The sequence below is a fragment of the Rhodanobacter sp. GW835-FHT13D09 genome (genome assembly GCF_058793995.1).
Genome location: NZ_JBXAGL010000013.1, coordinates 25,896 through 52,363, shown reverse-complemented (window position 1 = coordinate 52,363; position 26,468 = coordinate 25,896). Strand labels below are relative to the sequence as shown.

21 protein-coding genes and 2 pseudogenes are annotated in these 26,468 nt (G+C 66.5%); 7 read left to right on the top strand and 16 right to left on the bottom strand.

Features of this window, described 5'->3' with window-relative positions:
* Positions 1–16 precede the first annotated feature (16 nt).
* Entirely contained in the window at positions 17–670 is a 654-nt protein-coding gene (locus AC1Q5A_RS15340; protein ID WP_492702128.1) for a glutathione S-transferase family protein, read from the bottom strand.
* 163 nt (positions 671–833) lie between these two features.
* Here AC1Q5A_RS15340 and AC1Q5A_RS15335 point away from each other — a divergent pair, with 163 nt between their 5' ends.
* Positions 834–2,054 (top strand): helix-turn-helix domain-containing protein, encoded by a 1,221-nt coding sequence (locus tag AC1Q5A_RS15335; RefSeq protein WP_492702126.1) that lies wholly within the window; start codon positions 834–836, stop codon positions 2,052–2,054.
* Between the two features lie 9 nt (positions 2,055–2,063).
* A complete protein-coding gene (locus AC1Q5A_RS15330; protein WP_492702124.1) occupies positions 2,064–2,693 on the top strand; it encodes a Vgb family protein in 630 nt (209 codons plus the stop codon).
* Positions 2,694–2,733: 40 nt separating this feature from the next.
* Here AC1Q5A_RS15330 and AC1Q5A_RS15325 read toward each other — a convergent pair whose 3' ends face one another.
* Positions 2,734–4,026, bottom strand: a complete 1,293-nt coding sequence (locus AC1Q5A_RS15325) for an MFS transporter (protein ID WP_492702122.1) — start codon at positions 4,024–4,026, stop codon at positions 2,734–2,736.
* 104 nt (positions 4,027–4,130) lie between these two features.
* Positions 4,131–7,445 (bottom strand): autotransporter domain-containing protein, encoded by a 3,315-nt coding sequence (locus AC1Q5A_RS15320; protein ID WP_492702120.1) that lies wholly within the window; start codon positions 7,443–7,445, stop codon positions 4,131–4,133.
* Between the two features lie 289 nt (positions 7,446–7,734).
* Here AC1Q5A_RS15320 and AC1Q5A_RS15315 point away from each other — a divergent pair, with 289 nt between their 5' ends.
* The 3 genes from AC1Q5A_RS15315 to AC1Q5A_RS15305 all read left to right on the top strand — a co-directional run bounded on the left by AC1Q5A_RS15315 (position 7,735) and on the right by AC1Q5A_RS15305 (position 11,273).
* On the top strand, positions 7,735–9,114 hold the full coding sequence (locus tag AC1Q5A_RS15315; protein WP_492702118.1) for a M16 family metallopeptidase: 1,380 nt from the start codon (positions 7,735–7,737) through the stop codon (positions 9,112–9,114).
* On the top strand, positions 9,111–10,583 hold the full coding sequence (locus tag AC1Q5A_RS15310) for a M16 family metallopeptidase (protein WP_492702116.1): 1,473 nt from the start codon (positions 9,111–9,113) through the stop codon (positions 10,581–10,583). The genes AC1Q5A_RS15315 and AC1Q5A_RS15310 overlap by 4 nt, the downstream gene beginning before the upstream one ends.
* 171 nt (positions 10,584–10,754) lie before the next feature.
* Positions 10,755–11,273, top strand: coding sequence for a lipid A 3-O-deacylase (locus AC1Q5A_RS15305; protein ID WP_492702114.1), 519 nt, complete (start codon positions 10,755–10,757; stop codon positions 11,271–11,273).
* Positions 11,274–11,348: 75 nt separating this feature from the next.
* Here the strand turns inward: AC1Q5A_RS15305 and AC1Q5A_RS15300 are convergent, their stop codons facing one another.
* From AC1Q5A_RS15300 to AC1Q5A_RS15280, 5 genes are all read right to left on the bottom strand, one after another.
* Positions 11,349–12,875, bottom strand: coding sequence for a DHA2 family efflux MFS transporter permease subunit (locus AC1Q5A_RS15300; RefSeq protein ID WP_492702112.1), 1,527 nt, complete (start codon positions 12,873–12,875; stop codon positions 11,349–11,351).
* Between the two features lie 138 nt (positions 12,876–13,013).
* Positions 13,014–14,222, bottom strand: coding sequence for an HlyD family secretion protein (locus tag AC1Q5A_RS15295; RefSeq protein WP_492702110.1), 1,209 nt, complete (start codon positions 14,220–14,222; stop codon positions 13,014–13,016).
* 9 nt (positions 14,223–14,231) lie between these two features.
* A complete protein-coding gene (locus AC1Q5A_RS15290) occupies positions 14,232–15,689 on the bottom strand; it encodes an efflux transporter outer membrane subunit (protein WP_492702108.1) in 1,458 nt (485 codons plus the stop codon).
* A 23-nt stretch (positions 15,690–15,712) separates the two neighbouring features.
* Positions 15,713–16,171: a MarR family winged helix-turn-helix transcriptional regulator gene (locus AC1Q5A_RS15285; RefSeq protein ID WP_492702106.1), complete on the bottom strand. Its 459-nt coding sequence runs from the start codon at positions 16,169–16,171 to the stop codon at positions 15,713–15,715.
* Between the two features lie 75 nt (positions 16,172–16,246).
* Entirely contained in the window at positions 16,247–16,438 is a 192-nt protein-coding gene (locus tag AC1Q5A_RS15280; RefSeq protein WP_492702104.1) for a hypothetical protein, read from the bottom strand.
* A 277-nt stretch (positions 16,439–16,715) separates the two neighbouring features.
* Here AC1Q5A_RS15280 and AC1Q5A_RS15275 point away from each other — a divergent pair.
* Positions 16,716–17,275 (top strand): annotated as a pseudogene (locus tag AC1Q5A_RS15275) (MBL fold metallo-hydrolase); the annotation flags it as partial.
* A gap of 21 nt (positions 17,276–17,296) precedes the next feature.
* Entirely contained in the window at positions 17,297–18,154 is an 858-nt protein-coding gene (locus AC1Q5A_RS15270; RefSeq protein ID WP_492702102.1) for an EamA family transporter, read from the top strand.
* Positions 18,155–18,592: 438 nt separating this feature from the next.
* On the opposite strand, the gene AC1Q5A_RS15265 is transcribed toward AC1Q5A_RS15270, so the two are convergent.
* The 8 genes and pseudogenes from AC1Q5A_RS15265 to AC1Q5A_RS15230 form a co-directional block, all read right to left on the bottom strand.
* Positions 18,593–19,447, bottom strand: a complete 855-nt coding sequence (locus AC1Q5A_RS15265; RefSeq protein WP_492702100.1) for an enoyl-CoA hydratase/isomerase family protein — start codon at positions 19,445–19,447, stop codon at positions 18,593–18,595.
* Positions 19,444–19,662, bottom strand: coding sequence for a hypothetical protein (locus AC1Q5A_RS15260; RefSeq protein ID WP_492702196.1), 219 nt, complete (start codon positions 19,660–19,662; stop codon positions 19,444–19,446). Before AC1Q5A_RS15260 ends, AC1Q5A_RS15265 begins: the two co-directional genes overlap by 4 nt.
* Positions 19,663–19,704: 42 nt before the next feature.
* The gene (locus AC1Q5A_RS15255) at positions 19,705–20,556 is read right to left on the bottom strand and encodes a 3-hydroxybutyryl-CoA dehydrogenase (protein WP_492702098.1); all 852 of its coding nucleotides are present in this window, start codon (positions 20,554–20,556) and stop codon (positions 19,705–19,707) included.
* Positions 20,557–20,798: 242 nt separating this feature from the next.
* Positions 20,799–21,125, bottom strand: a pseudogene (locus AC1Q5A_RS15250) (citrate/2-methylcitrate synthase); the annotation flags it as partial.
* Positions 21,126–21,479: 354 nt separating this feature from the next.
* A complete protein-coding gene (lpdA, locus tag AC1Q5A_RS15245; RefSeq protein ID WP_492702096.1) occupies positions 21,480–22,940 on the bottom strand; it encodes a dihydrolipoyl dehydrogenase in 1,461 nt (486 codons plus the stop codon).
* A 42-nt stretch (positions 22,941–22,982) separates the two neighbouring features.
* Positions 22,983–24,263 (bottom strand): dihydrolipoamide acetyltransferase family protein, encoded by a 1,281-nt coding sequence (locus AC1Q5A_RS15240; RefSeq protein ID WP_492702094.1) that lies wholly within the window; start codon positions 24,261–24,263, stop codon positions 22,983–22,985.
* 12 nt (positions 24,264–24,275) lie between these two features.
* The gene (locus AC1Q5A_RS15235) at positions 24,276–25,253 is read right to left on the bottom strand and encodes an alpha-ketoacid dehydrogenase subunit beta (RefSeq protein ID WP_492702092.1); all 978 of its coding nucleotides are present in this window, start codon (positions 25,251–25,253) and stop codon (positions 24,276–24,278) included.
* A complete protein-coding gene (locus tag AC1Q5A_RS15230) occupies positions 25,246–26,406 on the bottom strand; it encodes a thiamine pyrophosphate-dependent dehydrogenase E1 component subunit alpha (protein ID WP_492702090.1) in 1,161 nt (386 codons plus the stop codon). The genes AC1Q5A_RS15235 and AC1Q5A_RS15230 overlap by 8 nt, the downstream gene beginning before the upstream one ends.
* Positions 26,407–26,468: the final 62 nt, after the last annotated feature.

The window sequence follows — 26,468 nt, the reverse complement described above, 5'->3', positions numbered from 1 at the left end:
TCTCTCCTTTCCGGGCTCAGGCGGCGGCCGGCGCGTGCTGCAGGTAGCCGGCGCCCTGATTGCGCAAGGCGGCCTGGAACGCCGGCCGCGCCTCGCAGCGCCTGACGTAGGCTGCGAGCGGCGGGAACTCGGCCAGCAGATCCGCATGGCGCACGAAGCGCAGTGCGGTCGCCATCAGGATGTCCGCCGCGATGAAGCGGCCCAGCAGGTACTCCCGGTCGCCCAGCCAGCCGGAAAGCACGGCCAGCCGGTCCTTCGCCTCGTCGACCGCGCCGGGACGGCGCAGCTTCGCCCAGGCTTCGTCGCCGTGCAGCTGATCCAGCATGAACAGGTTCCACAGCGGCGGCTCGACGGTGTTGAGCGCGGCGAACATCCAGGTCAGCGTCTCAGCGCGCAGCCCGGTCGGCATCAGCGCCTCGCACTGCCCGGCGATGGCATGGACGATGGCGCCCGATTCGATCAGGGTGCCGTCCTCGCACTCCAGCGCGGGCACCATGCCGAACGGGTGCTTGCGCCGATAGGCCTCGGAGTGGCGCTCCGCGGCATCGATCCAGTGGCTTTCGTAGGCCAGCCCCGCCTCCTCGAGCGCCCAGCGCACGCGCAGGTCGCGCACCAGACCCTGGGCAAACGGCGGCACCCAGCTGAAGCCCCACACGGCGATCTTTTTCATCTCGTTTCTCCTCACGTTGGCGGCGTGCCGGTGCCGATCGTTTTCGGCGCCCGGCGTGGTGGTCGTGGGATAGACTGCGGCCGGGCCATCGCGTGGTGGGAGTGACAAGTGTGGCGGGATTCGTGGAGCTTGCCCCGGGGCCCGACGCGGTGAGTCCGCCCTAATGGACTCGTTGATCGCTGCCGCGGCGCGCGCACTCGCCGCGGGCGACCCGCTCGGTGCGCTGAACCGGGTCGCACTGCGCGACGACGCGCCCGCGCTCGCGCTGCGCGGCATCGCGATGGCGCAGTTGGGCGACCTTGTCCGCGCCCGCGCGCTGGTGCGGCGTGCCGCGCGCGCGTTCGGCCCGCGCGAGGCCGTGGCCCGCGCGCGCTGCGTCGTCGCCGAGGCCGAGATCGCGCTGGCCGCGCGCGAGCTGGGCTGGCCGGCGAAGGCGCTCGATGCGGCGCGGGTGACGCTCGACGCGCACGGCGACCGGGCGAACGCCGCGCATGCCCGCTATCTCCAGGCGCGGCGACTGCTGCTGCTCGGCCGCCCGGGCGAGGCCGGGCGCCTGCTCGCCGGGCTCGATCCCGCCGCCTTGCCGGCGGCGCTGCGCGCCATCCACGAACTGCTCGCCGCGGGCATCGCGATGCGTCGCCTGCAGGCGACGGCGGCGCGCGCGGCGCTTGCCCGCGCCGGGCAGGCCGCGCGCCAGGCGCGCATCCCCGCGCTGGCGGCGGAAGTCGAAAGCGCCGTCCACACGCTGGATGCGCCCGCGGCACGCCTGCCGGCAGCGGGCGGCGGGCGGCGGCTGCGGCTCGACGAGGTCGAGGCGCTGCTGGCCTCGGACGCGCTGGTGGTGGATGCCTGCCGCCATGCGGTAGGCATGACAGGTACCGCGGTGACGTTGGCACGGCGGCCGGTGCTGTTCGCGCTCGCCCGCGCGCTGGGCGAGGCATGGCCGCAGGATGTGCCGCGGGACGCGCTGATCCTGCGCGCCTTCCGCATGCGTCACGCCGATGCGTCGCATCGCGCGCGCCTGCGCGTGGAGATCGGGCGGCTGCGGGCGGCGCTCGGCGCGCTGGCCGGGGTGCGCGCGACGCCGCGCGGGTTCGCGCTAGTGCCGCGCGGCGGGCGCGAGGTCGTGGTGCTGGCGCGCCCGGTCGAGGAGGCGCACACGGCGGTGCTGGCGCTGCTCGCCGACGGCGAAGCGTGGTCGAGTTCGGCGTTGGCGCTGGCGCTGGGCGCCAGCCAGCGCACCGTGCAGCGAACGCTCGATGCGCTGGCTGCCGGCGGCAAGGTGCGGCCGGTCGGCCGCGGCCGCGCCCGCCGCTGGGCCACCCCGCCGCTGCCGGGATTCGCGACAGCCTTGTTGCTCCCCCCACCACTGCCGGGCGATTAGGATGGCCGCATGAAACGAACCGAAGCCGAGATCGTCCGCGAATATGGCCCCCTGCCGGGCATCGACAAGGTGGGTGGAGTGAGCTGCGACGGCCAGAGCGTCTGGCTGGCCACCGGCGAGCGGCTGTGCGCCATCGACCCGGCCAGCGGAACGCTGCAGCGTTCGATCGAGATCACCGCCGACGCGGGTACCGCCTTCGACGGCCGGTACCTGTTCCAGATCGCCGAGCGCAGCATCCGCAAGATCGACCCCGCCAGCGGCCGCGTGCTCGCCACCATCCCTGCGCCCGGCGACGGCGGCGATTCGGGACTGGCCTGGGCCGAAGGGACGCTGTGGGTGGGGCAGTACCGCGAGCGCAAGATCCACCAGGTCGATCCGCAGACGGGCGCGGTGCTGCGCACGATCGAATCCAACCGCTTCGTCACCGGCGTCAGCTGGGTCGACGGCGAACTCTGGCACGGCGTCTGGGAAGGCGAGCTGAGCGAGCTGAGGCGCATCGACGCCGGCACCGGCGAAATCCTGGAAGCGCTGGAAATGCCGCCCGGCACCGGTGTGTCGGGGCTCGATGCCGGCGGCGACGGGCTGTTTTTCTGCGGCGGCGGGGATAGCGGAAAGCTGCGGGCCGTGCGCCGCCGCTGAGCCGCCCGGACGAGGAGCGTCGGTGCAGGCGCCGACCACTTCAGCCTGCGAGCGTGATGCCGGGCTTCGCCGCACCAATGCTGCGCAACGCCGGGTTGCCCATGCAGCCAAGCGCAACCGCCGTCAGCATCAGCCCGGCGCCCACGAACAGCTCCGGCAGCGAGATCGCCTTAAGCAGGCTGCCCGCGATCGCTGCGGAAAGCGGGCCCAACCCCATGAAGGTGAACATCAGCACGCTCATGGTGCGGCCCATCATCTCCGGCGCCACGCGGCGCTGGATCCAGCTGACGATGGCGATCTGCGCGATGCCGGCGAGCATGCCGGTGCAGGCCAGCAGCACGGCGCCGGCGAAGGTCGAGTGCACCAGCGCCAGCGTGGCCAGCGCCAGCCCGGCGAGACTGTCGATGCCCAGCACCATCAGGCCGAGCCGGCCGCGCACCAGGCGGGTGGCGACGCCGGAGAGGGCGCTGCCCAGCAGCATGCCGCCGCCGTTGGCGGTCATCAGGATGCCCAGCGACGCGGCGCCCAGGTTCAGCCGGGTATCGGCCAGCACCGGCAGGCCGACCTGGATCGGGCCGCCCACAAACACTGACACCACGGCGGCGTAGAGGATGAACGCGCGCAGCGGCAGGTCGGCCCAGACGTTGCGGATGCCGCTGGCGACGTTCGCCAGCACGCCGCCGACCGGGGCCGTCGGGTGGTGGTCGCTGTGGATGCGGATCAGCATCAGCGAGCCCAGCGAGAACAGGAAGCTCACCGCATCGATGCCGAACGCGAGCCCGAGCCCGGAGGCATCGGTCACGCCGTTGCCGTGCCCCCCGTGTGCGCCGACGCTGATCAGCAGGCCGGCGATCGCCGGCCCGACGATCATGCTCAGCTGGCGCATGCCCATGAACAGCGCGTTGGCCGGTTGCAGCTGCGGCGGCGGGATCAATTGCGGCAGGATCGCCGAACCCGCCGGGTAGGCGAACGCGGTGGACAGGCCGATGCCCAGCGCGAGCGCATAGACCATGCCCATCCCGATCGCCCCGGCCAGCACCAGCACGGCGAGCAGGCTGACCAGCAGCGCATTGACCGCGCGCGCGCCGAGCAGCACCTGTCGAGGCGACATGCGGTCCACCACCGCTCCGCCGATCAGCATGAAGGCGGCACGCGGCAGCGCCATCGCGGCCAGCACCAGGCCGAGCGCGGCCGGATCGCCGGTGAGCTTCAGCACCAGCCACGGCAAGGCCACCAGGGTGAACTGGTCGCCGATGGCCGAAATCGTGCTGCCGCCGAACAGCAGGGTGAAGTTGTGGTTGGCGAACAGCGACGGTCGGGTAGTGGCGGACATCGGAATTCCCTGAATAGGTGGGCGCAGCGCCGGTCGGCATGTGTGGAACACCCGGACCTGCTGCCGCAGCGCCTCGGCTAGTACCCGCAGTGTTGGCAATGGTCTCAGATGGCCACGTTCAGGTGCGCCGACAGCATCTGCGCGTTGTCATGCTGGCCCATTTCACAGTCGTAGCCGAACTTCAGCATCGCATGCGCCGAAAGCGTCGCGTCCAGTCCGAGGCCAACCAGTCCGCTGTAGCGCGACAGGCCGATGCCGGCCAGTGGCCGCCATGTCTCCAGGCCAACGAAGCTGGCGTTGAACACGTCGCCATGCGAGGCCAGGGTGCGTTGCCACTGCGCGCGCGCGCTGAAGTCCACGGCACGGCCGCCGTCCAGGTTCCAGTGATGGCCGGCACGTACGCCGAGGCCTGCCTGCCAGCGATCCAGCATCTGTGCGTTGCTGCGCAGGCCGAAGCCGCCGGCGCCCTGCTCGGCGAAGCCGCCGCGGCCGATGCGTGCGTACTGCACGTTGACGAACGGCGTGACATGGCTGTCGCCACGATCGAAGTGCAGGCCGCTCTCGCCATAGGCCACACCGTACCTGCCGCTGTACTGGGTCCGCACGCCCTGCGCGCTGTCGCCCAGCAGGATCTGCCGCCCGACGTCCTGCTGGAAATGGCCGAAACCCGCGCGGCCTTGCGCGTACCAGTGACCGTTAAGCCAGCCCGCGTACAGCATGCCCTCGGTGCTGCGGATGTTGTCGTGGTCGAGGCCCTGGTTCAGCCGCTGCTGACCGCGACTCTGCCCGAACGCGTAACCGGCCACGCCGGAATGGCCGATCTGGCGGTCGCTGCCGATCAGCCAGCCGTTCAACTGGAAGCCGACGTCATCGAAACCTGCGCGCGCCATGTCGCCACCGATGCTGAGGCTGTGTGCCCACGTGCCGAAGCCGGTGCTCCTGCCGAGCAGATTGTCGAAGCGATCCGACAGGGCGCGACTGGACGCGTCGATGGCCTTGAAGGTCATCGCCGCGCTCGCCGCGTGCAACTGTCCGGACAGGCTTTGCAGCGAGGCCTGCGCGGCCAGCAGGCTGGGTGATCGCTGGAACTGGCCGGCGGCGCGCAGGAAATCCCCGGACACGCCGGGGAGTTTGCCGGCCGCGATGTCGGCATTCAGTAGCTCGAAGGCGCCCTGCACGCGTTGCGCGCTGCCCATGGAGGCTGCGGTATAGCTCACGCCATTGCCCGCCGCCGCCGTGGTCACGTTGAGGCCGGTGGTGTCCAGCCACACGCTGTTGGCGTCGTAGTTGATGGTGGTAGCGGTGAACACCAGGCCAGCGCCCTTGACCAGCTGGTCGAAGGTGCCGGTGACGCCCCCGGCCGCCGTAAGGACATTGGTGTGGGTGTTGCTCACGTAGCCACTGTCGGCACCTTTTATTTCCAGCGTGCCACCGTTGAGCGTGACCGTGCCCGCCACATCGAGCTTGCTGCCAAGACTGATCGCCAGTGTGCCGGTTGTTGTGTTGGTGTAGCTGCCGCCGATGCGGGCATCACCACTGCCCACCTCCACGCGACCACCATTGGACAGGTCGCCAGCGGTGCCGGGTAACCCTGGGGGTGTTCCGTTGTACGCTGCGCCCTGGAGCACGGCTCCAGGATTTACGATCGCGTTGCCGGGGAGCATCTTCATGGCGCGCAACGTGCCCTTTCCGACCGTGGTGCTCCCGGTGTAGGTGTTGGCCCCATCCAGGCTCAACATTCCCGCTCCCTGTTTGATCAGCGAGCCACTGCCGGAAATCACGCTTTCAAGATAAACCTCGCCATCGTTGTCTAGCGTAAGTTTGCTGTTGTTGGTCACACTCACTGGGCGAACGGAATCCTTCTGGAAGGAGCCATCCCCCAGGGTGACGCTGCCGTGTTCGACGACCAGAGCGAGACCTCCGATCTGCCTCAGGTCCGGAAACTTGAGATCGCCCGTTCCCATCTGAACCACCAACCCTCCCGCACCAGAGTCGAGGGGGCCAACACGCCCCCAATAGACCACGTCATCACTTCGGTTGAATACCAATCTGGCGCCGGAAGCAATCTGTATCAGGGTCGGGGCGTAGTAGCCGCTCGTGGCCGAGCCCACTTGGCCGGTCGTCCCGCCATCACCGATCTGCAGCGTGCCGCCCTCCACATAGGCCTGGACGACGTGATCAAGGTCGTTGCTGTCGACGATCCAGGAGCCGAGTCCCTTCTTGTTGAGAATGCCCGTGAAGGTTGTGGTTCCGGTCACGGCATTGCTGTACCGCTGCACCGAACCCGCGTCGCCATTCAGCGTGAAGAACGATCCCTGGTTGGTGCCCATGTCGAGATATCCCTGGATCAAGCTCCCGGCCCGCAGCGTGGTGCTGTTGTGGGCGGTCGCCACCATCTGGACGTTGCCCAGAATGGTTCCCTCGTTGCTCAGCGTAACGCCAGAGACCAGGCCCGATCCGGCGTAGATCGCGCAACTGCCTGGGCCGACGCAACCCCCGGGGGTGGTGCCCTGGGTTTCGATGGTGGAGCCGGCACCATTGGTCACCGAGCCGCCGTAGGCCAGGATGATGGCCGTGCCGCCCGATGATATGACGGCGCCGCCGGTATTCACTATTTGGCCTTGCCCATGCTCGACGTCGATTGCTGACCCGTTCGGAGAACGGATGACGCTCCCGTCACCGTCGTTGGTCACCGACCCGGAGGCCAGCCAGACCGCCGCATTTCCCCCTTCGATCAAGCTCCCATTGTTGTTGGTCACGTTGCCGAGGGAGTTCATCTGTACGGCGTGATCGCTGGCCCGGATGGTTCCACCGTCATGGTTCCGGACATCCGGGCAAGATCCGTATGTCGGATTGCAGTCGCCCCCCTCGACCGCCACATCGACCGAGCCGCCAAGCATGCCGGCTGTATCGAGGACGCCATACATGCCCACGAGAATGTGATTGGACAACGAGACGCCGCTGTCCACCTTGAGCACGATGCTCGGATAGTAGAAGGACGTGTACTGTCCGACCCGCGCACTCCCGCTACCCAGGCTCCCGCCCGGCGCCACTTCGAGAGTGCCGCCGGCCACCGTCGTGCCGCCGCTGTATGTGTTGGCTCCGCTGAGGACCAGCGTCCCGTTCCCTCCCTTCACCAATTGCCCGTCTCCGCTGACGGCCTGCGTCCATGTGCGGATCTCGTTGTCAAAGGTGATCGTGTAGTCACCGTGAATGCTGGTGGGAGGGGCCGGCGGACCGGCGGGCGGCGGTGGAGCAGGAGGCGGTGTGGGCCGGATGTTCGAACCACCCCCGCCACCCCCGCCACCACAGCCCGATAGTCCAAGTGCCAGCATCGCGGCAAAAGCTATCGCACGCGGCTTAAGCCAGCCGCCGCCGATCCCGCGAGTCGGCGCGCCTATCCCTTGCAAAATTTCCATGTGCTTCCCCCTGAAGTCGCAACATCCTGCCGCAAGCCTCATTCGGATGCCATATGCGCTGCGGCAGATTCAGATCTGGGGATACGCGGCCTCCGATGCTTGTGCCACGGCGTGCCGATCTGCTCGTTCCATGCGCTTGCCGCCGGTTACGACTTCCGAGTCGCGCTGACAGGCGAAACCCTATAGCTCAAGGCAGCCGGCCAAGACGCTGGCCTGTGGTCACAGTCGCCGGCTGTACACCCCCAGCGGACTTGCTTAAGGTTGACCCTTTCCACCGAAGGGACCGCCCATGCGTCTGTGTCCGGCTGCCTTGTTCGCTCCGCTCGTCCTGCTGGCAGCGCTGGCTTCGCCGCCGCTGGCGGCGACCGAGCTGACCATCCCGCCGATCCCGTACCACCAGCGCACCCTGCCGAACGGTCTGCAGGTGCTCAGCGTGGAGGATCACGCCAGCCCGAACGTGGCGGTGCAGATGTGGTACCACGTCGGCTCCAAGGACGACCCGCAGGGACGCTCCGGCTTCGCGCACCTGTTCGAGCACCTGATGTTCAAGAGCACGAAGCATATGCACGCCGAGCAGTTCGACCGGCTCACCGAGGACGTGGGCGGCGCCAACAACGCCTCCACCGGCGACGACGTCACCAACTACTTCGAGGTGGTGCCCAGCAACCACCTGCAGACCCTGCTGTGGGCCGAGGCGGAGCGGCTGTCCAACCTCAACGTGGACGAGGCGAACTTCAAGTCCGAGCGCGCGGTGGTACAGGAGGAGTACCGCCAGAGCGTGCTGGCCAACCCGTACGGCAAGCTGTTCAACGCGATCGACCCACACTCGTATACGGTCCATCCGTACAGGCGTCCGACCATCGGCAGCATCGAGGAGCTGGACGCGGCGACGCTGCCGGACGTGATCGCGTTCCACAGAACCTTTTACCGCCCGGACAACGCCACCCTGATCGTCGCCGGCGATTTCGACCCGAAGCAGCTCGATGCCTGGGTCGACCAGTACTTCGGCTGGATGCCGAAGCCGGCCACGCCGATCCCGCAGGTCACCGCGCAGGAACCGCAGCGTAGGAAGAACCTGCGTTACACCGTCAGCAGCGAGACCGCGCCGCTGCCAGCGGTGGCGGTCACCTGGCTGCTGCCGCCGGCGTCCGATACCGCCGACAGCATTCCGCTGCAGGTGGCCGCCGCGCTGCTCTCGCAGGGCGACTCCTCGCGGCTGTACCAGTCGCTGGTGTATCGCCACCAGGTCGCCCAGCGGGTCGGCGCCGATGCCGACGGCAGGGTCGGCCCGGGCCTGTTCACCGCCTACGCGATCCTCGCCAGCGGGCACCAGCCGGCCGAGGCGGAGAAGCTGCTGCACGAGGAAATCATCTGGCTGGCGACCCAGCCGATCCCCGCCGCCGAGCTGGACAAGGTGAAGACCCAGCTGCTGACCGGCGAACTGAAGCAGCGCCAGACCGCGCAGGGCCTGGCGTTCGCGCTGGGCCAGGCGGCATTGATCGACGGCGGCCCGGAACACGTCGACACCGACCTGGCCGCACTGCAGAAAGTCACCGGGCAGGACGTGCAGCGGGTGCTGCAGAAGTACGTGACCGGCGCGCACAGCGTCACCATCGACTACCTGCCGCAGGCCGCCAAGGGCACGACGACAGCGGGAGAAGCGAAATGAGCCGTCGGATCCACGCCTGCCGTTTGGCCGTCTTTACGGCCGCGATGCTCGCCGCCGGCAACGTGCCGGCCGCGGACTTCCCCGCCACGCCGCCGGTGCCTGGCCCGGCGCCACGGTTGAGCGTGCCGACGCCTTCGACGCAGACGCTGGCCAACGGCCTGCAGGTGGTCAGCGTGCGCCGCGCCGACCTGCCGCTGGTCACCGCGCAGCTGATCGTGCGCAGCGGCGGCGAGATGGATCCGCCGTCGCTTGCCGGCCTGGCCGATCTCACCGCGAACCTGCTGAGCAAGGGCGCCGCCGGCAAGAGCGCGCCGCAGATCGCCGCCGCCGCCGAGGCGCTGGGCGGCTCGCTGGGTGCCGCCGCCGGCTGGGATGAAAGCGCGATCGGCATCACCGTGACCACGCCGAAGCTGCCGCAGGCGCTGGGCCTGCTGGCCGAGGTGGTGCGCCGGCCGGATTTCGCCCCGGCCGAGCTGGAGCGCGCCCGCACACAGGCGCTCGACGACCTGCGCCTCAGCCTCAGCCGGCCCACCGCGCTGGCCTCGCTGGCGGCCGCCCGCGGCGTGTTCGGCGAAGGCGCGTATGGCCATTCGCGTGCCGGCACGCCGGCCTCGCTGGCGCGGATCGGTCGTGCCGACGTGCAGCGGCTGCATGCGGCGCTGTACCGGCCGGACAACGCGATCCTGATCCTGGCCGGCGACATCACCCCGGCGCAGGCGCAGCAGCTGGCACAAGCCAGCTTTGGCGACTGGCCGAAGCCGGCCACGCCGCTGCCGGCACGCGCGGCGGGCAAGGCCGCCGGCCGTATGCCGGCGGTCCTGCTGATCGACCAGCGCGGCGCGGGCCAGGCCGGCGTGGTCGCGGCGCATGCCGCGCCGCCGCGCGGCGATGGCGACTATTACGTGGGCACGGTCACCAACGCAGTGCTCGGCGGCTCGTACTCGGCACGGCTCAACGAGGAGATCCGCATCAAGCGCGGCCTCTCCTACGGTGCCGGCAGCCGCCTGATGCCGCGTCGCGACGCCGGCCTGTGGCTGGCCTCGGCGCAGACCAAGAACCCGTCCGCGGCGCAGGTGGTCGAGCTGATGCTGGGCGAGTTCAGGCGCCTCGGCGCCAGCCGCGTCGGCGCCGACGAACTGGCCGCGCGCAAGGCCACCCTGATCGGCGGCTACGGCCGCAGCCTGGAGACCACCGCGGGGCTGGCCGAACAGGTCGGCGAGCTGGCGGTATACGGCGTGCCGCTGGACGAGGTCGGCAAGTACGTCGCCAGGGTGCAGGCGGTGACGCCGAAGCAGATCGAGAAGTACGCGGGCCGGCACCTGGATGCCGGCGCCGGCGCGGTGGTGGTGGTCGGCGATGCCGCGCAGTTCGCCCCGGCGATCCGCCAGGCGCATCCGCAGGCCACGCTGCTGGAATCGACCGCGCTGGACCTGGACAGCCCGACCCTGCAACCGGCCGCGGGCGGGTAGTTCCGGCCCGCGGGCTGCATCCGGACCCCGGCCATCGTGCCGGGGTTTTTACATCGCCAACGCAACGATCTGTTGCCGGAATCGACCCATGGACGTACTCCTCGGCGCGGGTTTTATTTCGTAAACTATGCGGTGTAATAAATTACCACCTGCTTTGAGGCCACCCCCGCAATGTCTCTACGTCATCTGACCCGCAGCGCCTTCGTCCTGGCGTTGCTCACCGCCGCCCTGCCGGCGGCTGCCACACGGTTCGAAGTACAGGCCGGTCGCAGCTACATGGACAGTCACGGCACGAAAGCCGCCTTCGTCGAGGCCGTATTCGCGCCGCAGCCGCTAGGCCAGACCCGTTTCACCTGGTCACCGGATGTCTCGCTCGGCTGGATCGATGGTCGCCACGTGACGACCGATAGCCGTTACACCACCCGCGACTCGGTCGCCCTGCTTGCCGCCGGCGCACGCTTCCACCTGGGCGACACCAGCGACTGGTACCAGCCGCTGTTCTTCAGCGAGCAGCTCGCCGCCACCAACCACACCACCTACGCGCTGTCCAGCCACTACCAGTTCGTCAGCACGCTGGGCTGGCAGGCGAAGCATTTCAGCGTGGCGATCCGGCACGTTTCCAATGGAAGCCTGCATCGCCCGAACGCCGGCGAGACGATGGCGCTGGTCGGCGTCGCCTTCGACATCTGACTGGCGCATGCCGATCCGCGGAAACGAGCACGGCCCCGTTCGGGGCCGTGCTCGTTTCGGTGATTGCCGCCGGTTTCAGTGGCCGCCGGCGGCCGGTCTGGCCTTCGGCGTGAACGGCGGCCTGGCCAGCCAGATCACCAGCACCAGCGCGAGGAAGATCCAGCCCAGCGCGTGGAACACCTCGTTGAACGAGATCTGGTAGGCCTGTTGGGTGATCATGTCGTTGAGCACGCCGGCAGCGGCCTGCTGGTCGCCCTGGCCGATCTGGTGCATCGCAGCCTGCGTGGTCGGGCTGTAGGCGGTGATGTGCTCGGTCAGCTGCTCGTGGTGGGTCACCGCGCGGCGCTCCCACAGCAGCGTGGTGAGCGAGGCGGAGAAGCTGCCGCCCAGCGTGCGCAGGAAGGTGGCCAGGCCGGAGCCGGACGCGATCTCGTTCTGCTGCAGGTCCGACAGCAGGATGGTCAGCACCGGCATGAAGAACAATGCCACGCCCAGGCCCTGCCACAGCTGCACCATCGCCACGTGGTAGAAGTCGATGCCGATGAAGAAGTCCGAGCGCATGAAGCAGGTGCCGGCCATCACCACGAACGCGATCGAGGCCAGCATGCGCAGGTCGAAGCGGGTGGCGTACTTGCCCACGAAGAAGGTCAGCAGCACCGGCAGCACGCCGATCGGCGCAGTGGCGAAGCCGGCCCAGGTGGAGGTGTAGCTGAGGTTGCGCTGCAGCCACAGCGGCACCAGCAGGCCGATCGCGAAGAACGCCGCGTAGGCCAGGATCAGCGCGATGGTGCCAGCGGTGAAGTTGCGGTGGCGGAACAGGCGCAGGTCGACGATCGGGTCCTTGTCGGTCAGCTCCCAGATCAGGAACACCGCGATGCCGATCGCCGAGACGATGCTGGTGACGATGATGAAGGTGGAGTTGAACCAGTCCTCGTCGTTGCCCTTGTCCAGCACGATCTGCAGCGCGCCCACGCCGATGATCAGGCTGACCAGGCCGACGTAGTCGACCTTCGGCCGCTCGGTCTTCTCCACTTTCGCGCGCAGCTGGTTGGCCACCACCATGCTGGCGAAGATGCCGATCGGCACGTTGATGAAGAAGATCCACGGCCACGAGTAGTTGTCGGTGATCCAGCCGCCGAGGATCGGCCCGGCGATCGGCGCCACCACCGTGACCATCGCCAGCAGCGCCAGCGCCATGCCGCGCTTGGCCGGCGGATAGATGCCGATCAGCAGGCTCTGCGTGATCGGGTACATCGGCCCGGCCACCGCGCCCTGCAGCGCGCGGAACAGGATCAGCATGCCCATGCTCTGCGAGATGCCGCACAGGAACGAGGTCAGTGCGAACAGCAGCGTGCAGGCGGTGAACAGCCGCACCTCGCCGAAGCGGCGGCTGAGGAAGCCGGTCAGCGGCAGCGCGATCGCCATGCTCACCGCGAACGAGGTGATCACCCAGGTGCTCTGGTTGTTGCTGACGCCGAGGTTGCCGGCGATGGTCGGCAGCGACACGTTCGCGATGGTGGTGTCCAGCACCTGCATGAACGTGGCCAACGATAGGCCGATCGTGCTCAGTGCCAGATTGGGCGGGCGGAATTCGGTGGTCATCAGGATCGGTCAGAGGTGGAGATCTGCTCCTCCCCCTGCAATGCAGGGGGAGGTCGGGAGGGGGTTGCTCCTGGCGCGAAGATCAAGAGCACCCCACCCCGACCCTCCCCTGCATAGCAGGGGAGGGAGCCACGGGTGTTACTTGTTGCCGGGCATGTTGGCGTGCACGATCTGCGCGATCACCTGGTCGGCGCTGTCCAGCTGCTGCTTGTACACGGCGGTGCTGAAGGCGGGCTCGGTCGGTGACTGCCGCGCCAGCATCGGGCCGCTCTGGTCATGCAGGCCGACGTCCACGTTCAGCGACATGCCGATGCGCAGCGGGTGCTTGTCCAGCTCGGCCGGGTCGTCGAACACGATACGCACCGGGATGCGCTGCACGATCTTGATCCAGTTGCCGGTGGCGTTCTGCGCCGGCAGCAGCGAGAACGCGCTGCCGGTGCCCACGCCCAGGCTCTGCACCTTGCCCTTGTATGCCACCTTGCCGCCATAGACGTCGGACTGGATCGTCACCGGCTGGCCGATGCGCATGTGGGTGAGCTGGGTCTCCTTGAAGTTCGCGTCCACCCACACGCTGCGCAGCGGCACCACCGCCATCAGCGCGGCACCGGGTTGCACCCGTTGGCCGACCTGCACCGAGCGCTTGGCCACATAGCCGTCCACCGGCGCGACCAGGGTGGCGCGCACGTCGTCGAGGAAGGCGGCGCGCAGGCGGGCCGCGGCGGCCTGCACGTCCGGGTGCGAGGCGACCACGGTGTCGTCGACCAGCACCTTGCTGGTCTGGTACTGCTGTTGCGCGGTGACCAGGTTGCTCTCGGCGCTGGTCAGCGCGTCGCTGGCGTGCGCCAGTTCCTCGGCCGAGATCGCGCCGGACTTCGCCAGCGCCACGCGCCGGTCGTAGTCGGCGCGGGCCTTGTCCACCGCGGTCTTGCGCGCGGCCACGTCGGCCTGTGCGCCGTTGACGCTGGAATACAGGCCGCGCACCTTGCGCACGGTGTTGGCGAGGTTCGCCTTCGCCTCGGCCAGCGCCACGTCGGCGTCGCTGGGGTCGAGCCGCACCAGCACGTCGCCGGCATGCACCAGGTCGCCGTCGTCGGCGCCGATGCTGACCACGGTGCCGGGCACCTGCGGAGTGATCTGCACCACGTTGCCGTTGACGTAGGCGTCGTCGGTGCCTTCGTACCAGCGGCCGTCGAGGAAGTACCACAGCGCCCAGCCGACGACGGCGAGCAGCACCGCTACGCCGAGCAGACGCAGCAGCAGGCCGCGCGGGTTCTTCTGCGCGGGCGGGACGACCGGCGGGCTGGCGGCCGTGGCGCCGCTCGAATCGGGGATGGTCTGGCTGGACATGGGGCTGCCTCAGGAACGTGACGGGGTGGGGGACGGGGTGGCGGCGGCCGCGGCGGCCCGGGGCTGGTAGCCGCCGCCGAGGGCCTGGATCAGCTGCACCGAAAGATCGACCTGCTGCGCCTCGAGCACGGCGGTGCCGCGCTCGGCGGCGAGCAGCTGCTGGCGCACGCTGAGCGCTTCCAAGTAGCTGCCGATGCCGGCCTTGTAGCGCTGCTCGGCCAGCGTCCAGGCCTGTTGCGCGGCATCCTGCGCGCGCTGCTGCGCGGCGACCTGCGTCTGCAGCGACTTGAGCGCGGACAGCTCGTCGGCGACCTGGTTGAGCGCGCCGACCAGGGTCTGGTTGTACTGCGCCACGGCGAGGTCGTACCGCGCATCCTTGGCCGAAAGGTTCGCGCGCAGGCGGCCACCGTCGAAGAGCGGCAGGCTGAGCGACGGCCCCACCTGGTAGAACCGCGCGGGCAGGGTGAACGGGTTGCCGCCGCCCATCGCGATCACGCCGGCCATCGCGCCGATGCTGATGTCGGGCAGGAATTCGGTCTTCGCCGCCTTGATGTCCTTGCCGGTGGCCTCGACGCGCCAGCGCGCCGCGACCAGGTCGGCGCGATGGCCGACGAGATCCAGCGGCAGGTTCGCCGGCACCGCCAGCACGGCCGGCTGCAGCAGTCGTGGCCGCTCGATCTGCAAGCCGCGGTCCGGGCCCTTGCCCAGCAGCACCGCCAGCGACGAGCGCGCCGCATCGACCGCGCGGCGGGCCAGCGCCGCCTGCTGCTCGGCGCTGGCCACTTCGGCGTCGCCCTGCTTCAGCGCGATCTGGTTGTCGATGCCGGCGGTCACGCGCTGGCGGGTCAGCTCGCGCGCGGCGCCGGCGCGCTGCAGTTCGGCGTCGGCCAGGTCCTGCTCGGTGAACGCGTAGCCGAGCTGTACATAGGCGCGGGCCACGTTGCCGGAGAGCTCGATGCGCGCGGCGCGGGCGTCCACCTCGGCGGCGCGCGCCTGGCCCAGCGCGGCTTCCCACGCAGCGCGCTTGCCGCCCCACAGATCCAGATCCCACTTGAAGTTGGCGTAGCCGTACTTGGCGATCGCGAAATGCGCCTTGTCGCCGAGCAGCGTGGCCGGCGGCCGGGCGCCGGCTACCGCGGCACCGGCATTCACGCTGGGCCCGCGGGCGGCATCGGCGATGCCCGCCGCGGCCTGCGCGGCGCGCGCGCGCGCATCGGCCACGCCCAGGCCGGGGTTGTCGTGCAGCGCCTCGGCGATCAGCGCATCGAGCTGCGGGTCGCCCAGTCCGCTCCACCAGTCCGTGGACGGCCAGCCGGCGGGCGACACGTCCACGCCAGCCAGGCTGCGCCCGGCCTTCAGCGTGGCCGGATCGATCGGGCGGCCGTCCGGGTGCAGGCCGCCGCTGCTGACGCAGCCGGCCAACGCGACGGTCAGGGCGGCCGCAGCCGCAAGTCGATGCAGACGCATGGAAAATTCCAGGGTGGAAAGGGTCAGTTCTTGTCGCGAAGCGCGTGCAGCACGCGTTCCAGGTAGTCGTGCAGCTGCGCCTGCTCGGTCTCGTCCAGCGAGCGCTGGGCCGCGCTGAGCACGCGATCGTTGCAGTCGGTCAGCTCGTGCCACAGCGCGTCGCCGGCGTCGGTCAGCTCGATCCGCAGCGTGCGGCGATCCTGCTCATGCCGGCAGCGGCGCAGGTAGCCCTTGCCCTCGAGGTGGTCGAGCTGGCGGGTCATCGCGCCGCCATCCAGCTCCACCGAGCGGGCCAGCTCGGTGGCCGACATCGGGCCGAGCCGGGCCAACCGCTTGAGGATCAGGAACTGGGTGAAGCTCAGGTTCAGGCCCTTGGCCGCCAGTTCGGCCTCCATCGCGCGCACGATCTCCGCGCGCACGAGGCCAAGCAGGACGCCCAGGCTTTCCCTGGGGGTGGCGAAGGCGAGCAATTCGGAGTTCATGGTCGTGCATTCTATTGCCTCAAATATATTTGTCAATGCAAATATATTTGAGTTCAGTTTTGCTTGAGCAAACGTTCAAGCGGCATGGGTCCGGCAGGCCGGCAGTTCGTCCTGCACCAGCGCGCGCAGCGCCGGGTCGCGGATGACGAACAGCTCGAACACGCCCAGCGCCTGCAGGGCCGGCAGCTGCGCCAGCAGGCGGGACTCGGCGTCGCGCCGCGCCGATTCCGGGGTGGCCAGGTCCAGCACCAACCGGACGTGCGCCACAAATTCCGCGAGCGCGCGTTGGTATGACGGGAGTGGGGACTGGGGGCAGCGACATGTCGATCTCCTGCTTGAGTGACGCAAGGACGCTTGTGCCCGGTATGGCGTGACGGGGCGCGATACGGCGGCCGGCCGCGCAGGCGGCGATAATCCCCGCGCCCGCAGCCACAGGAAGCGGAATCATGGCTTCCATCCAGGCACCGCCCCGGTCACCAAGCGACGGAAGAAAATGACGATGCATCACCCCTAGGTGCAGGTCTTCTTCGACGAAGCCAGCCATACCTTCGGCCGGTTGTTCAACGCCGACCCCGGCTTCCGCTGCGACGGCAGCCAGTTCGACCACCTGTTCATTGACGGCGAGCGCTACATGGTCGGCGGCATCGAGGCGGTGACGCTGCACACGCCCGGCCACACGCCCGCTGGCTGACCCACCTGGTCGGCGACGCGGCGTTCGTCGGCGACACCCTGTTCATGCCAGACTACGGCACTGCGCGCTGCGACCTTCCCGGCGGCGATGCGCGCAGGCTGTACCGCTCGATCCGCCGTCTGTTCGCCCTGCCGGACGCCACCCGGGTGTTCCTCTGCCGCGACTAGCAGGCCGGAGATCGCCACGAATTCCAGCACGAGACCACGATGGGCGCCGAGCGCCGCGACAATATCCGCGCACGCAACGGCATCGGCGAAGAGGCATTCGTGCACCTGCGCGAGACGCGCGATGCCACGCTGGCGACGACGGCACCGCTGTTGCGGGCGGTGCAGGTGAACATGCGCGCCGGCCAGCTGCCGTCGGCCGAGGACAACGGCGTGCGCTACCTGAAGATTCCGCTCGATGCGCTGTGAGACGGCGCCGGCGGGCGACGCATGATCTACGTCCTGCTCAGCGTCATGTGCAGCGTGCTGGTGTCGGTGCTGCTGAAGCTGGCGCGGCGTTTCAGCATCGACGTGGGCCAGGCGATCGCCTGGAACTACGTGGTCGCCGGCGCGCTCACCGCGCTGCTGCTGCAGCCGTCGCTGGTCACCCTGCGCGAACCCGGCGCGCCATGGCTGGCACTGGCCGCGCTGGGCCTCCTGCTGCCGACGATCTTCCTGGCGCTGGCCGCGTCGGTGCGCCATACCGGCATCGTGCGCAGCGACGCGGCGCAGCGGCTGTCGCTGCTGCTCTCGCTGCTGGCCGCGTTCGCGCTGTTCGGCGAACGGCTCACCGCGTTCAAGGCGCTCGGCATTGCGCTGGGCCTGCTCGCCTTGCTGTGCATGGTCTGGCGCGGCGGAGGCGGCAGCGCGGAGCGCGGCGCCGCGGGCTGGCTGTACCCGCTGGCGGTGTTCGCCGGCTTCGGCCTTATCGACGTGCTGTTCAAGCGCGTGGCGCAGGCCGGCGTGCCGCTGGGCGCGTCGCTGCAGGCGATGTTCGCGCTGGCGCTGCTGGTGGCGTTTGCGCTGCAGCTGTGGCGGCGCGTGCGCGGGGACGCCCGCTTCACCCTGCGCAACGCGCTGGCCGGCCTCGTGCTGGGGCTGGCCAACTTCGGCAACATCCTGTTCTACCTGCGCGGCCACCGCGCACTGCCCGGGCACCCGGCGCTGGTGTTCGCCAGCATGAACCTCGGCGTGGTCGCGCTGGGCGCGCTGGTCGGCCTGCTGCTGTTCCGCGAACGGCTGAGCCGACTCAATCTCGCTGGCGTGGCGCTGGCGCTGCTGGCGATCGGGGTGATCGCGCGGGGGTGACCTCTCGCTATGCTTGGATCGGGTTTACGGGGCAGGTCAGCGGCACACAGCTGTCTATGAGGAGCAGAGCAAACCCATCCCGACCGCTGACGCGGTCGTGCGACACGAAGCTGGAAGCCCATCGGCGCTGTCTGGCTCGATCCCAACCGGGGCAGTCAAACGGCTTGCCGAATCGCTACCGCTCGTAGCGTAAGAAAGCGGACAACTATGTCGACAAACACCAACACCGTTCGATGCGCCACGTCCTCAGGCAGGAACTGTATGCGGTAGTGCCGCACGTACGGATCTTCGCGGGACGCGCTTGGCAACCGGTGTCCCTACCGCGACCGGACGTTCGTGCCAACTAACGGGACAACCCAGCGTAAACATGCCCGCAAGGCACATGCTGCGCGCTCGCCTTCGCTGTCGTGGCGTTGCCTTCATTTTCCGTCATCGTCCTCATCGTCCTTGGAAGACAGGCTTGGCCCCCGCTAGAAAGGCTTCGACCCCGTTGGAAAAGTCTGCTGTCGCCGCACACTCACAGAAGGCCGCCTGTTCCAGCGCGAGATGCTCCTCAAGCGTATGCGCGTGTGCGGAATTTAGCTGCCGCTTGATCGCGCCGAACGCTACCGTCGGCCCCTTCGCAAGCCTCGCTGCTAGCCCGCTGGTTGCGGCCTCCAGTTCCTCGGCTGCAACCACGTTTCCGACGATGCCGAAGGCCAGCGCCTCTCTGGCGTCGAAGGTCGGGCTGAGAACGCTCAATTCGATCGCCTTGCGCAAACCGACGGCGCGTACCAGGTGCCATGACGCCGAGCAATCCAGGCTGGCGCCGATGCGGGCATAGGCCAGGTTGAACTGCGTCGCCTCGGCGGCAATCGCAAAGTCACATGCGAGTGCAATACCAATACCGGCGCCGGCGACATGCCCATGCAGACTGGCAATGACCGGTTGCGACAAGGCTTTGAGGATGAGCAAAGCTCGGTTCATCGGATCGATCACCGCGCTTGCCGTGACCACGGGATCCTGGCACAGCGCACGCAGATCCCCCCCGGCAACGAAGGCACGTCCATTGCCTGAAATCACGACGGCGCGCAGCCCATCGCTGTTCGCGATTCGCTGGCACGCCTCATGGAATGCCCGAGCCGTGGGCACGTCGATGGCGTTGAGTTGTTCGGGTCGGTTGAATCGGAGGCGGGCGATCGTTCCGTCCACCTCCAATACAATGGGTGCCGATAGGTTGTGGTCGAGAGACACGTTCATCTCCTGCATGGTCGGTTGGGCGCCAGTGAAGGCGTGCTCATGCGGCGGCGTCATGTGCGTTTGAAGATGGCAGCGATGCCCCGCCCGCCGCCGGTGCGCATCGTGGCCAGTACGAACCGCCCGCCGATGCGCGCCAGTTCGTACACGGCCTTGGTCGTGATGATAGCCCCAGTGGCGCCGACCGGATGCCCCAGCGAAATGCCCGAACCATTCGGGTTGACCTTGGTGGAATCGACATCGAGTTCCTTCTCCCACCATAAATACTTCAGGCCGCGTCATGACGATCCCAGTGCGAATCGAGCGCCTAATGCTCAGTCATAGCTGAAAAATCCGGTTCCGCTTTTGCGGCCGAGCCGGCCGCCCGCAACCATTTCCCGCATTAGCGGCGCGGGACGGTACTTCGGGTCGCCGAAATCGCGGTGCAGCACCTCCATCACGGCAAGCAAGGTATCGAGGCCGATCATGTCGGCGAGGGCAAGTGGTCCGATCGGGTGGTTGCAGCCAAGGCGCATCCCGATATCGATGTCCTCGGCACTGGCGACACCGTCCTGCAGCGCGAAAATAGCCTCGTTGATCATCGGGCAGAGTACGCGGTTGACCGCGAAGCCCCCGCTGTTGCGCACGGAGATCGGCGTCTTGCCGATCCGGCGCGCAAACTCCAGAAGGGCACCCTTGGTTTCCTCGGATGTTCCCAGGCCGCGGATGATCTCGACCAGCGCCATCACCGGCACCGGGTTGAAGAAGTGCATGCCACCGAAGCGATCGGGCCGGCTCGTTCCGGCCGCAAGCTCGGTGATCGAGAGCGATGACGTGTTCGTGGCCAGGATCGCATCGGCATGCATCAGCTCGTCCGCTTGCCGAAGTATGCGCTGCTTCAGCTCTCGATTCTCGGTTGCCGCTTCGATCACCAATTGCGCCCGCGACAATGCTGCGTACTCGACCGTCGGGGTGATGCGCGCGACTGCGCTGTCGCGCTCCGCCGAACTTAGCTTGTCCTTCTTGACCAGTTTGTCCAGGCTTTCGCCTATCGCCACCATGCCTCGTCGCAATGCAGCGTCGCTGATATCCACCATGGTGACCGGCAACCCTGCGACAGCACAGACCTGGGCGATGCCGCTGCCCATGATGCCCGCGCCAATTACACCTATTTCGTTGATCGTCATGTCATATGTCCTGAAAATGTTCCACCTGTTTCTCGGGTACCCAACGTCGATTTCAGAAACGCGCGGCTGAGATCCGCCCCACCCAGCGGCATTGGAGGCCGACGGAGCGAAGCTCCTTGCCCGGCCAGCACGTCGTGCGCAGGACGTCTTTGCGGTGTAAAGAGGTACTGGGCTTCGTCATTTGAAAGTGAACAATGAAGCAGCCGGACGATCCTCATCTTCCGTTGTGGCGGGCGGAAGACTCAACGCTTGTCGATCGGCACGTAGGCCTGGTCTTCCGGGCCGGTGTAGTTCGCGCTGGGGCGGATGATCTTGCCGTCCTGGCGCTGCTCGATCACGTGTGCGCTCCAGCCGGAGGTGCGCGCGATCACGAACAGCGGCGTGAACATCGCGGTGGGCACGCCCATCATGTGGTAGGCGCTGGCCGAGTACCAGTCGAGGTTGGGGAACATCTTCTTGACCTCGCCCATCACCTTCTCGATGCGCTCGGACACCTCGAACAGCACCGGGTTGCCGCTGTCGCTGCACAACTTGCGCGAGACTTCCCTGATGATCTCGTTGCGCGGGTCGACCCGGCACCGCCCTCATCGCCCACGCGGACGATGCCTGCATGCTTGCCAGTCCGCGAAAAATTGCCCCACGACGAGTACCGTGAACCTCCACGTGAGCGGGCTGAAAAGTACCGTCCCATGAAGTTGCGCTTGCGCTTTGCCCGAATCCGCGCCAAGTCGCTCACACTTTCCCTCTTGATCAAATACACCAGCGGCGACACCGCATACTTCGGTGGAATGCGCAGCATTCTGCATGCGTGGCCAATCATCAAATAACCTTCTTCGGCCCGGCTTCCCTTCTGAACCATTGATCAGCGGAATACCTTCCTCCATGCAGTTCGGCCGTCGCACTGTCAGAGCATTCCCTGTCATCTACAGGCTCCGGCTCTTCGCAGAAGGAGCGATGTCTGTGCAAGCCCCAACGGCTACCTCGGCAGCTATGCCGATGGTCTCTCCCAGCGTAGGATGAGGGTGAATGGTGAGCGCAAGATCCGCCACTTCCGCGCTCATCTCTATTGCAAGCGCGATCTCTCCGATCATGTCTCCAGCGTTTGGCCCCGCAAGTGCTCCTCCGAGGATGACGCCGCTTGCATTGTCGAACAATAGTTTCGTGAATCCCCCGTCACAAGAATTTGCAATTGCGCGGCCGCTCGCCGCCCAGGGGAATTTAGCGCAGCCCACCTCGATTCCCGTAGCCTTGGCCTCCGTTTCGGTGAGTCCGGCCCAAGCAATCTCGGGGTCGGTGTAGGCAACGGCGGGAACGACGCGCGCATCGAAGGCTGCGCGCGCCAATACAGCGTCTCCGAAGAATTCGCCGGCAATGACCTCTGCCGCGACATGAGCTTGATGCACGGCTTTGTGAGCCAGCATCGGGGCCCCAACGACGTCTCCCACAGCGAAGATAGTGCGAATATTCGTTCGCATTTGAATATCGACTGGAATGTAGCCGCGCTCGTCGATCGCGACACCTGCCGCTTCCCCGTTGACGCATCGTCCATTGGGAATGCGCCCGGTCGCTGCAAGGACATAATCGTAACGCGCTGTTTGCCCGGTTTGGCCAGGAGCCGCAAATGTGACGTTTACGCCCTCCTTCGTGCAGGTCACGGCCAATACACTTGTATTTAGCACGATGCTGCCGAGCCTTTTCGCGTTCGCCTTCTGCCAAACGCCGACCAGATCACGGTCAGCGCCTGGAATCAGGCTATCGGTGAGCTCGATGATATCAACCTGCATACCGAGTGCCGAATAAATAGTCGCCATTTCCAGCCCGATGATGCCACCGCCGATGACCAACATCGACCCTTTGGAGGCTGGAAGCTCCAGGGCCGAAGTCGAATCGAGGATGCGCGGGTCTTCCGGCAGGAATGGCAGGCGCTGAATCCTGCTTCCCACCGCCAAAAGGCAGTACTTGAAGGCGATACCAATCTCGCCGTCGACGCCAGTCAACTTTGCACTCGTCGTGCTGGTCAGGCAACCAGCCCCCTGCAAAACCTCGACCTTGCGCACCTTGGCGAGGCTGCCGAGTCCATTGAGCAATTTCCCGACGACACGGTTCTTGTGCGCCCTGAGCGCGTCGAGATCAATTTTCGGAGGACCGAAGTTGACCCCGTTGGTCGCCTGACTTTGAGCCTCCCGGATAAGCGCTGCCTGATGAAGATAAGTCTTGGACGGGATACAGCCCACGTTGAGGCACACGCCTCCCAGCGTTGACTCACTGTCCGCAATGACAACATGGAGGCCAAGGTCCGCGGCGCGAAAGGCCGCCGAATAGCCGCCAGGGCCGCCGCCAATGACCAGGAGGTCGCATTTCAGGTTCTGCATTGGCTTGCCCATAATCGGTTCATCGCAAATTCCCGGATGACTTGTCTGCATCCCTCAGACGGCCAGCAGCATCCCCGGTTCCTCGATGACGCCAGCTAACTGCTCGATGAAGACGTTGGCGTAAATCCCATCGATGATGCGATGATCGTAGGACGCGTAGATGTCAAGACATTGCGCGGCGACTACCGCGCCATCATGGACCACCGCCTGCGGTCGAATCCTCGAAAGACCAATGATTGCGGCCTGTGGGTGGTTGATGATGAGCCTGCCTCCCGTCGTCTCGACGCGGCCATGGCTACCGACGTTGCTGAGCGTGATGGTGCCACCGCGCAGATCGGCGACCTTGATCTTGCGGTTGCGCGCCGCATCGGCCAGACGATCGACTTCCCCCGATATTTCGGCAAGGCTTTTGCGCTCGCAGTTCTTCACCACCGGCACCATCAGCCCGTCATCCGTCTGTGTGGCGAAACCGATGTTTATCGATGGCGGGTAGACGATTTCGTTGCTGGTGTCATCGAAGCTGCAATTGAAATTGGGGAACCTCTGAAGCGCAGGCACCATCGCCTTCATGACCATGGCGGTAAACGAAATCCGGGTGCCCAGGCGGTCCTGCACCAGCTTGCGCAGCGCTACAAATCGCTCAGCCTCGCATCGATAGGCACTCGACGCGTGCGGGATGACGCTCACCGAGCGCACCATCTGCGTCGCAACCGCCCTTTGCAGCGTCGACAGCATAACCCGGGTCTGCCCGGGTTCGTGCGGTATTGGCTGCACTGAGAAACGTTGACCGAAGCCAGCAAATGTATCTGCGGCGGCGCCACCTGCCATCTGGAGCACGTCGTCGCCAAGAATCCGGCCACCTGGTCCGGAACCGGCAACCCCGTTCAAATCGATTCCATTTTCGCGAGCCAGACGGCGAGTGGCAGGCGTGGCCCTGATCGAAGCCGCGATGGGGGAAGCGGCGACCGCCGGCGTGGTATTCGTCTTCGGCGGGCGCTGCTCTTGAATCCTGGTTTGGGCGGCTTCGTTGGAAGGTGGCACTTGCGGCGTTGCATCGGCTTGCGCGTGGGATGGTTTGTGCCCGCCCACGGGAGGCTTGTCGGTTTCAAAAACTGCGATGACCGTACCTACCTTTAGAATTTCACCAGGCGCTCCTGTGATGCTGAGAACAGTACCAGTGCAAGGCGCGGTAATTTCCACCATGACCTTGTCGGTTTCGATCTCGCACAGTGGCGCATCCTCCTTGATGGCATCACCGGCTTCGACCAGCCACTTGCCGATCACGCCCTCGGTCAAACCTTCGCCAACGTCCGGCAGTTGAAATTCGTAGCGCATTAGTCTCTCTCGTTAGAATTCGAAACCAAGCACGGCTTCGAACGCGAATTTCGCGCGATCGACCCCCGGCAGATAAAAATCTTCGGTGGAAGTATCGGGGAACGCCACATCAAAGCCGGTGACCCGCTTGATGGGCGCCTTGAGCCACTCGAGGGCATATTCATTGATGAGGGCAATCAACTCGGCGCCCGGGCCAGCCGTTCGTCTGGCTTCATGCACGATCACACAACGGCCCGTCTTTCGGACAGAAGCAAGAATCGACTCCACGTCAATCGGAGCCAGGCTGACGAGATCGATGATCTCGATGCTGGCATCGACCTTGCCCGCTGCCTCGGTCGCAACATGAACCATGTTGCCCCAGGTGAGTACCGTAAGATCGCTACCTGCCTGAACGATACGACACTTGTCGAGCGGGAGAAGAAAATCGTCTTCCGGCACCGACTCGCGGAAAGCGCGATATAGCTTGGAATGTTCCAGAAAAATTACCGGGTCATCGCAACGAAGTGAAGCGAGCAGCAACCCCTTGGCCTGGCGCGGCGTGCTCGGACACACGACGCGGATACCCGGGGTGTGCATGAACCAGGCTTCGGTCGATTCCGAATGGAATGGCAAGGGCTTGATGCCGCCGCCAAACACGGCGCGGATCGTCACCGGTACGTTGAACAGGCCACCCGTCTTTTGGTGAAAATTCGACAGGTGGTAGATGAATTGCCCCCAAGCGTTGTACATGAAGCTGAGGAATTGCACCTCTACTACCGGCCGCTCGCCTGCGATGGCCATTCCGACGGCCATTCCCATGATGCCGTTTTCGGTCAACGGCGTATCGATGACCCGCTCTGGGCCGAATTCATCGAACAGTCCCTCGGTGACTCGGAACATGCCGCCGACCGGACCGATGTCATAACCCACCAGACGCAGGCGAGCATTCTTCCTGAGCTCCGATCGCAGGGTATGGTTGATACTGCCGACGAGATTCATGTCCTCAGTCATGTTCTCTCTCCGGCAGCCCAGAACCATCAAAATCCAGAAATGGATTCCTGCCAGCAAGCTCGGCAGCCAGCTCACATTGCTGGTGCCGGAACTGCCATCCGATTTCACCATTCAGATGATTCAGGAACATCGTTTCTGCCGGCGTGGCCTGGACATGCAATGCGCGATCGACAGCCGCCCGCAGAACGTCATCAATCCGTTTGCTCTGGGCCTTTTTATATGTCTCGTCGATGAGGTTGCGTCCTGCGAGGTATTTTTCGAAGCGATCAATCGGATCCCGCTTCGCCCAGTATTCGAGCTCGGTATCGTCGCGATAGGCCCTCGCGTCATCGTTGGATGTGTGCGCCTGCATACGATAGGACACCGCCTCAATCAGGCATGCACCCCCACCCATGCGCGCAGTATCGACGGCAGCCTTCGTGGCTGCATAAACAGCCAGCACATCGTTTCCATCAACACGGGTATGTGGTATGCCGTGCGCAACCGCCTTCTGTGCGAGAGTTTCCGCGGCCGTCTGCCTGCTGGTCGGGACCGAGATGCTCCAACCGTTGTTCGCAATGACCACAACCAGTGGGACTTTCAGGACACCCGCGAGCCCCAGGCCGTCATGGAAATCGCCTTCGCTCGTCGCGCCATCGCCAATGAACGCAAGTGACACATGGGGTTTGTTGTTCACCTTGTCGGACAAGGCAGTCCCGACCGCCAAGGGAATGTTTGCTCCGAGAAAGACCGGAAAGGGCGTGGACCTGATTTTGGGTGCCTCGGCAGGGTCCAGCGGGAGCGCGTCGCGAACATGCTCGGGTGCGTGGCCGAGCATCGCAGCAAACGTGCGGTCAAGCGGAAAATTCCAGTAGAGGAGAGCCCCCTCTTGGCGATAGGTCGGGTGCAGCCAGTCACCCGCTTGAAGCGCGGCACTTGCCCCGACCCCAATGGCCTCTTCACCCGGACCACCGGCAACCACGCTGAACACACCACGCCGTTGGAGGCGAAGTGTCATGTCTTCCAGCATGCGCGTCTTCACCATGGCCTCATGCCATCGCAAGAGACTTTCTTCATCGACATCCGGGGCCTCGCCGGACAATGTTCCTTCCGGAGTGAGGATACGCAGGAAATCTTCGTTGGTATGCCACTCAGGCCATTTCGCCAAACTCATCTCACACTTCACTCCTCATTGATTCGCACGGTCACCGACCTCATTTGCCTTCACCTCGTGGC

Bases quoted from the DNA above. Each gene is read 5' to 3' on its own strand.
- AC1Q5A_RS15270 (WP_492702102.1), top strand. From the start codon at position 17,297: ATGATCTACGTCCTGCTCAGCGTCATGTGCAGCGTGCTGGTGTCGGTG.
- AC1Q5A_RS15235 (WP_492702092.1), bottom strand. From the start codon at position 25,253: ATGACTGAGGACATGAATCTCGTCGGCAGTATCAACCATACCCTGCGA.
- lpdA (WP_492702096.1), bottom strand. From the start codon at position 22,940: ATGGGCAAGCCAATGCAGAACCTGAAATGCGACCTCCTGGTCATTGGC.
- AC1Q5A_RS15240 (WP_492702094.1), bottom strand. From the start codon at position 24,263: ATGCGCTACGAATTTCAACTGCCGGACGTTGGCGAAGGTTTGACCGAG.
- AC1Q5A_RS15320 (WP_492702120.1), bottom strand. From the start codon at position 7,445: ATGGAAATTTTGCAAGGGATAGGCGCGCCGACTCGCGGGATCGGCGGC.
- AC1Q5A_RS15255 (WP_492702098.1), bottom strand. From the start codon at position 20,556: ATGACGATCAACGAAATAGGTGTAATTGGCGCGGGCATCATGGGCAGC.
- AC1Q5A_RS15325 (WP_492702122.1), bottom strand. From the start codon at position 4,026: ATGTCCGCCACTACCCGACCGTCGCTGTTCGCCAACCACAACTTCACC.
- AC1Q5A_RS15335 (WP_492702126.1), top strand. From the start codon at position 834: ATGGACTCGTTGATCGCTGCCGCGGCGCGCGCACTCGCCGCGGGCGAC.
- AC1Q5A_RS15295 (WP_492702110.1), bottom strand. From the start codon at position 14,222: ATGTCCAGCCAGACCATCCCCGATTCGAGCGGCGCCACGGCCGCCAGC.
- AC1Q5A_RS15340 (WP_492702128.1), bottom strand. From the start codon at position 670: ATGAAAAAGATCGCCGTGTGGGGCTTCAGCTGGGTGCCGCCGTTTGCC.
- AC1Q5A_RS15330 (WP_492702124.1), top strand. From the start codon at position 2,064: ATGAAACGAACCGAAGCCGAGATCGTCCGCGAATATGGCCCCCTGCCG.
- AC1Q5A_RS15315 (WP_492702118.1), top strand. From the start codon at position 7,735: ATGCGTCTGTGTCCGGCTGCCTTGTTCGCTCCGCTCGTCCTGCTGGCA.
- AC1Q5A_RS15285 (WP_492702106.1), bottom strand. From the start codon at position 16,171: ATGAACTCCGAATTGCTCGCCTTCGCCACCCCCAGGGAAAGCCTGGGC.
- AC1Q5A_RS15230 (WP_492702090.1), bottom strand. From the start codon at position 26,406: ATGAGTTTGGCGAAATGGCCTGAGTGGCATACCAACGAAGATTTCCTG.
- AC1Q5A_RS15300 (WP_492702112.1), bottom strand. From the start codon at position 12,875: ATGACCACCGAATTCCGCCCGCCCAATCTGGCACTGAGCACGATCGGC.
- AC1Q5A_RS15310 (WP_492702116.1), top strand. From the start codon at position 9,111: ATGAGCCGTCGGATCCACGCCTGCCGTTTGGCCGTCTTTACGGCCGCG.
- AC1Q5A_RS15290 (WP_492702108.1), bottom strand. From the start codon at position 15,689: ATGCGTCTGCATCGACTTGCGGCTGCGGCCGCCCTGACCGTCGCGTTG.
- AC1Q5A_RS15265 (WP_492702100.1), bottom strand. From the start codon at position 19,447: ATGACGCCGCCGCATGAGCACGCCTTCACTGGCGCCCAACCGACCATG.
- AC1Q5A_RS15305 (WP_492702114.1), top strand. From the start codon at position 10,755: ATGTCTCTACGTCATCTGACCCGCAGCGCCTTCGTCCTGGCGTTGCTC.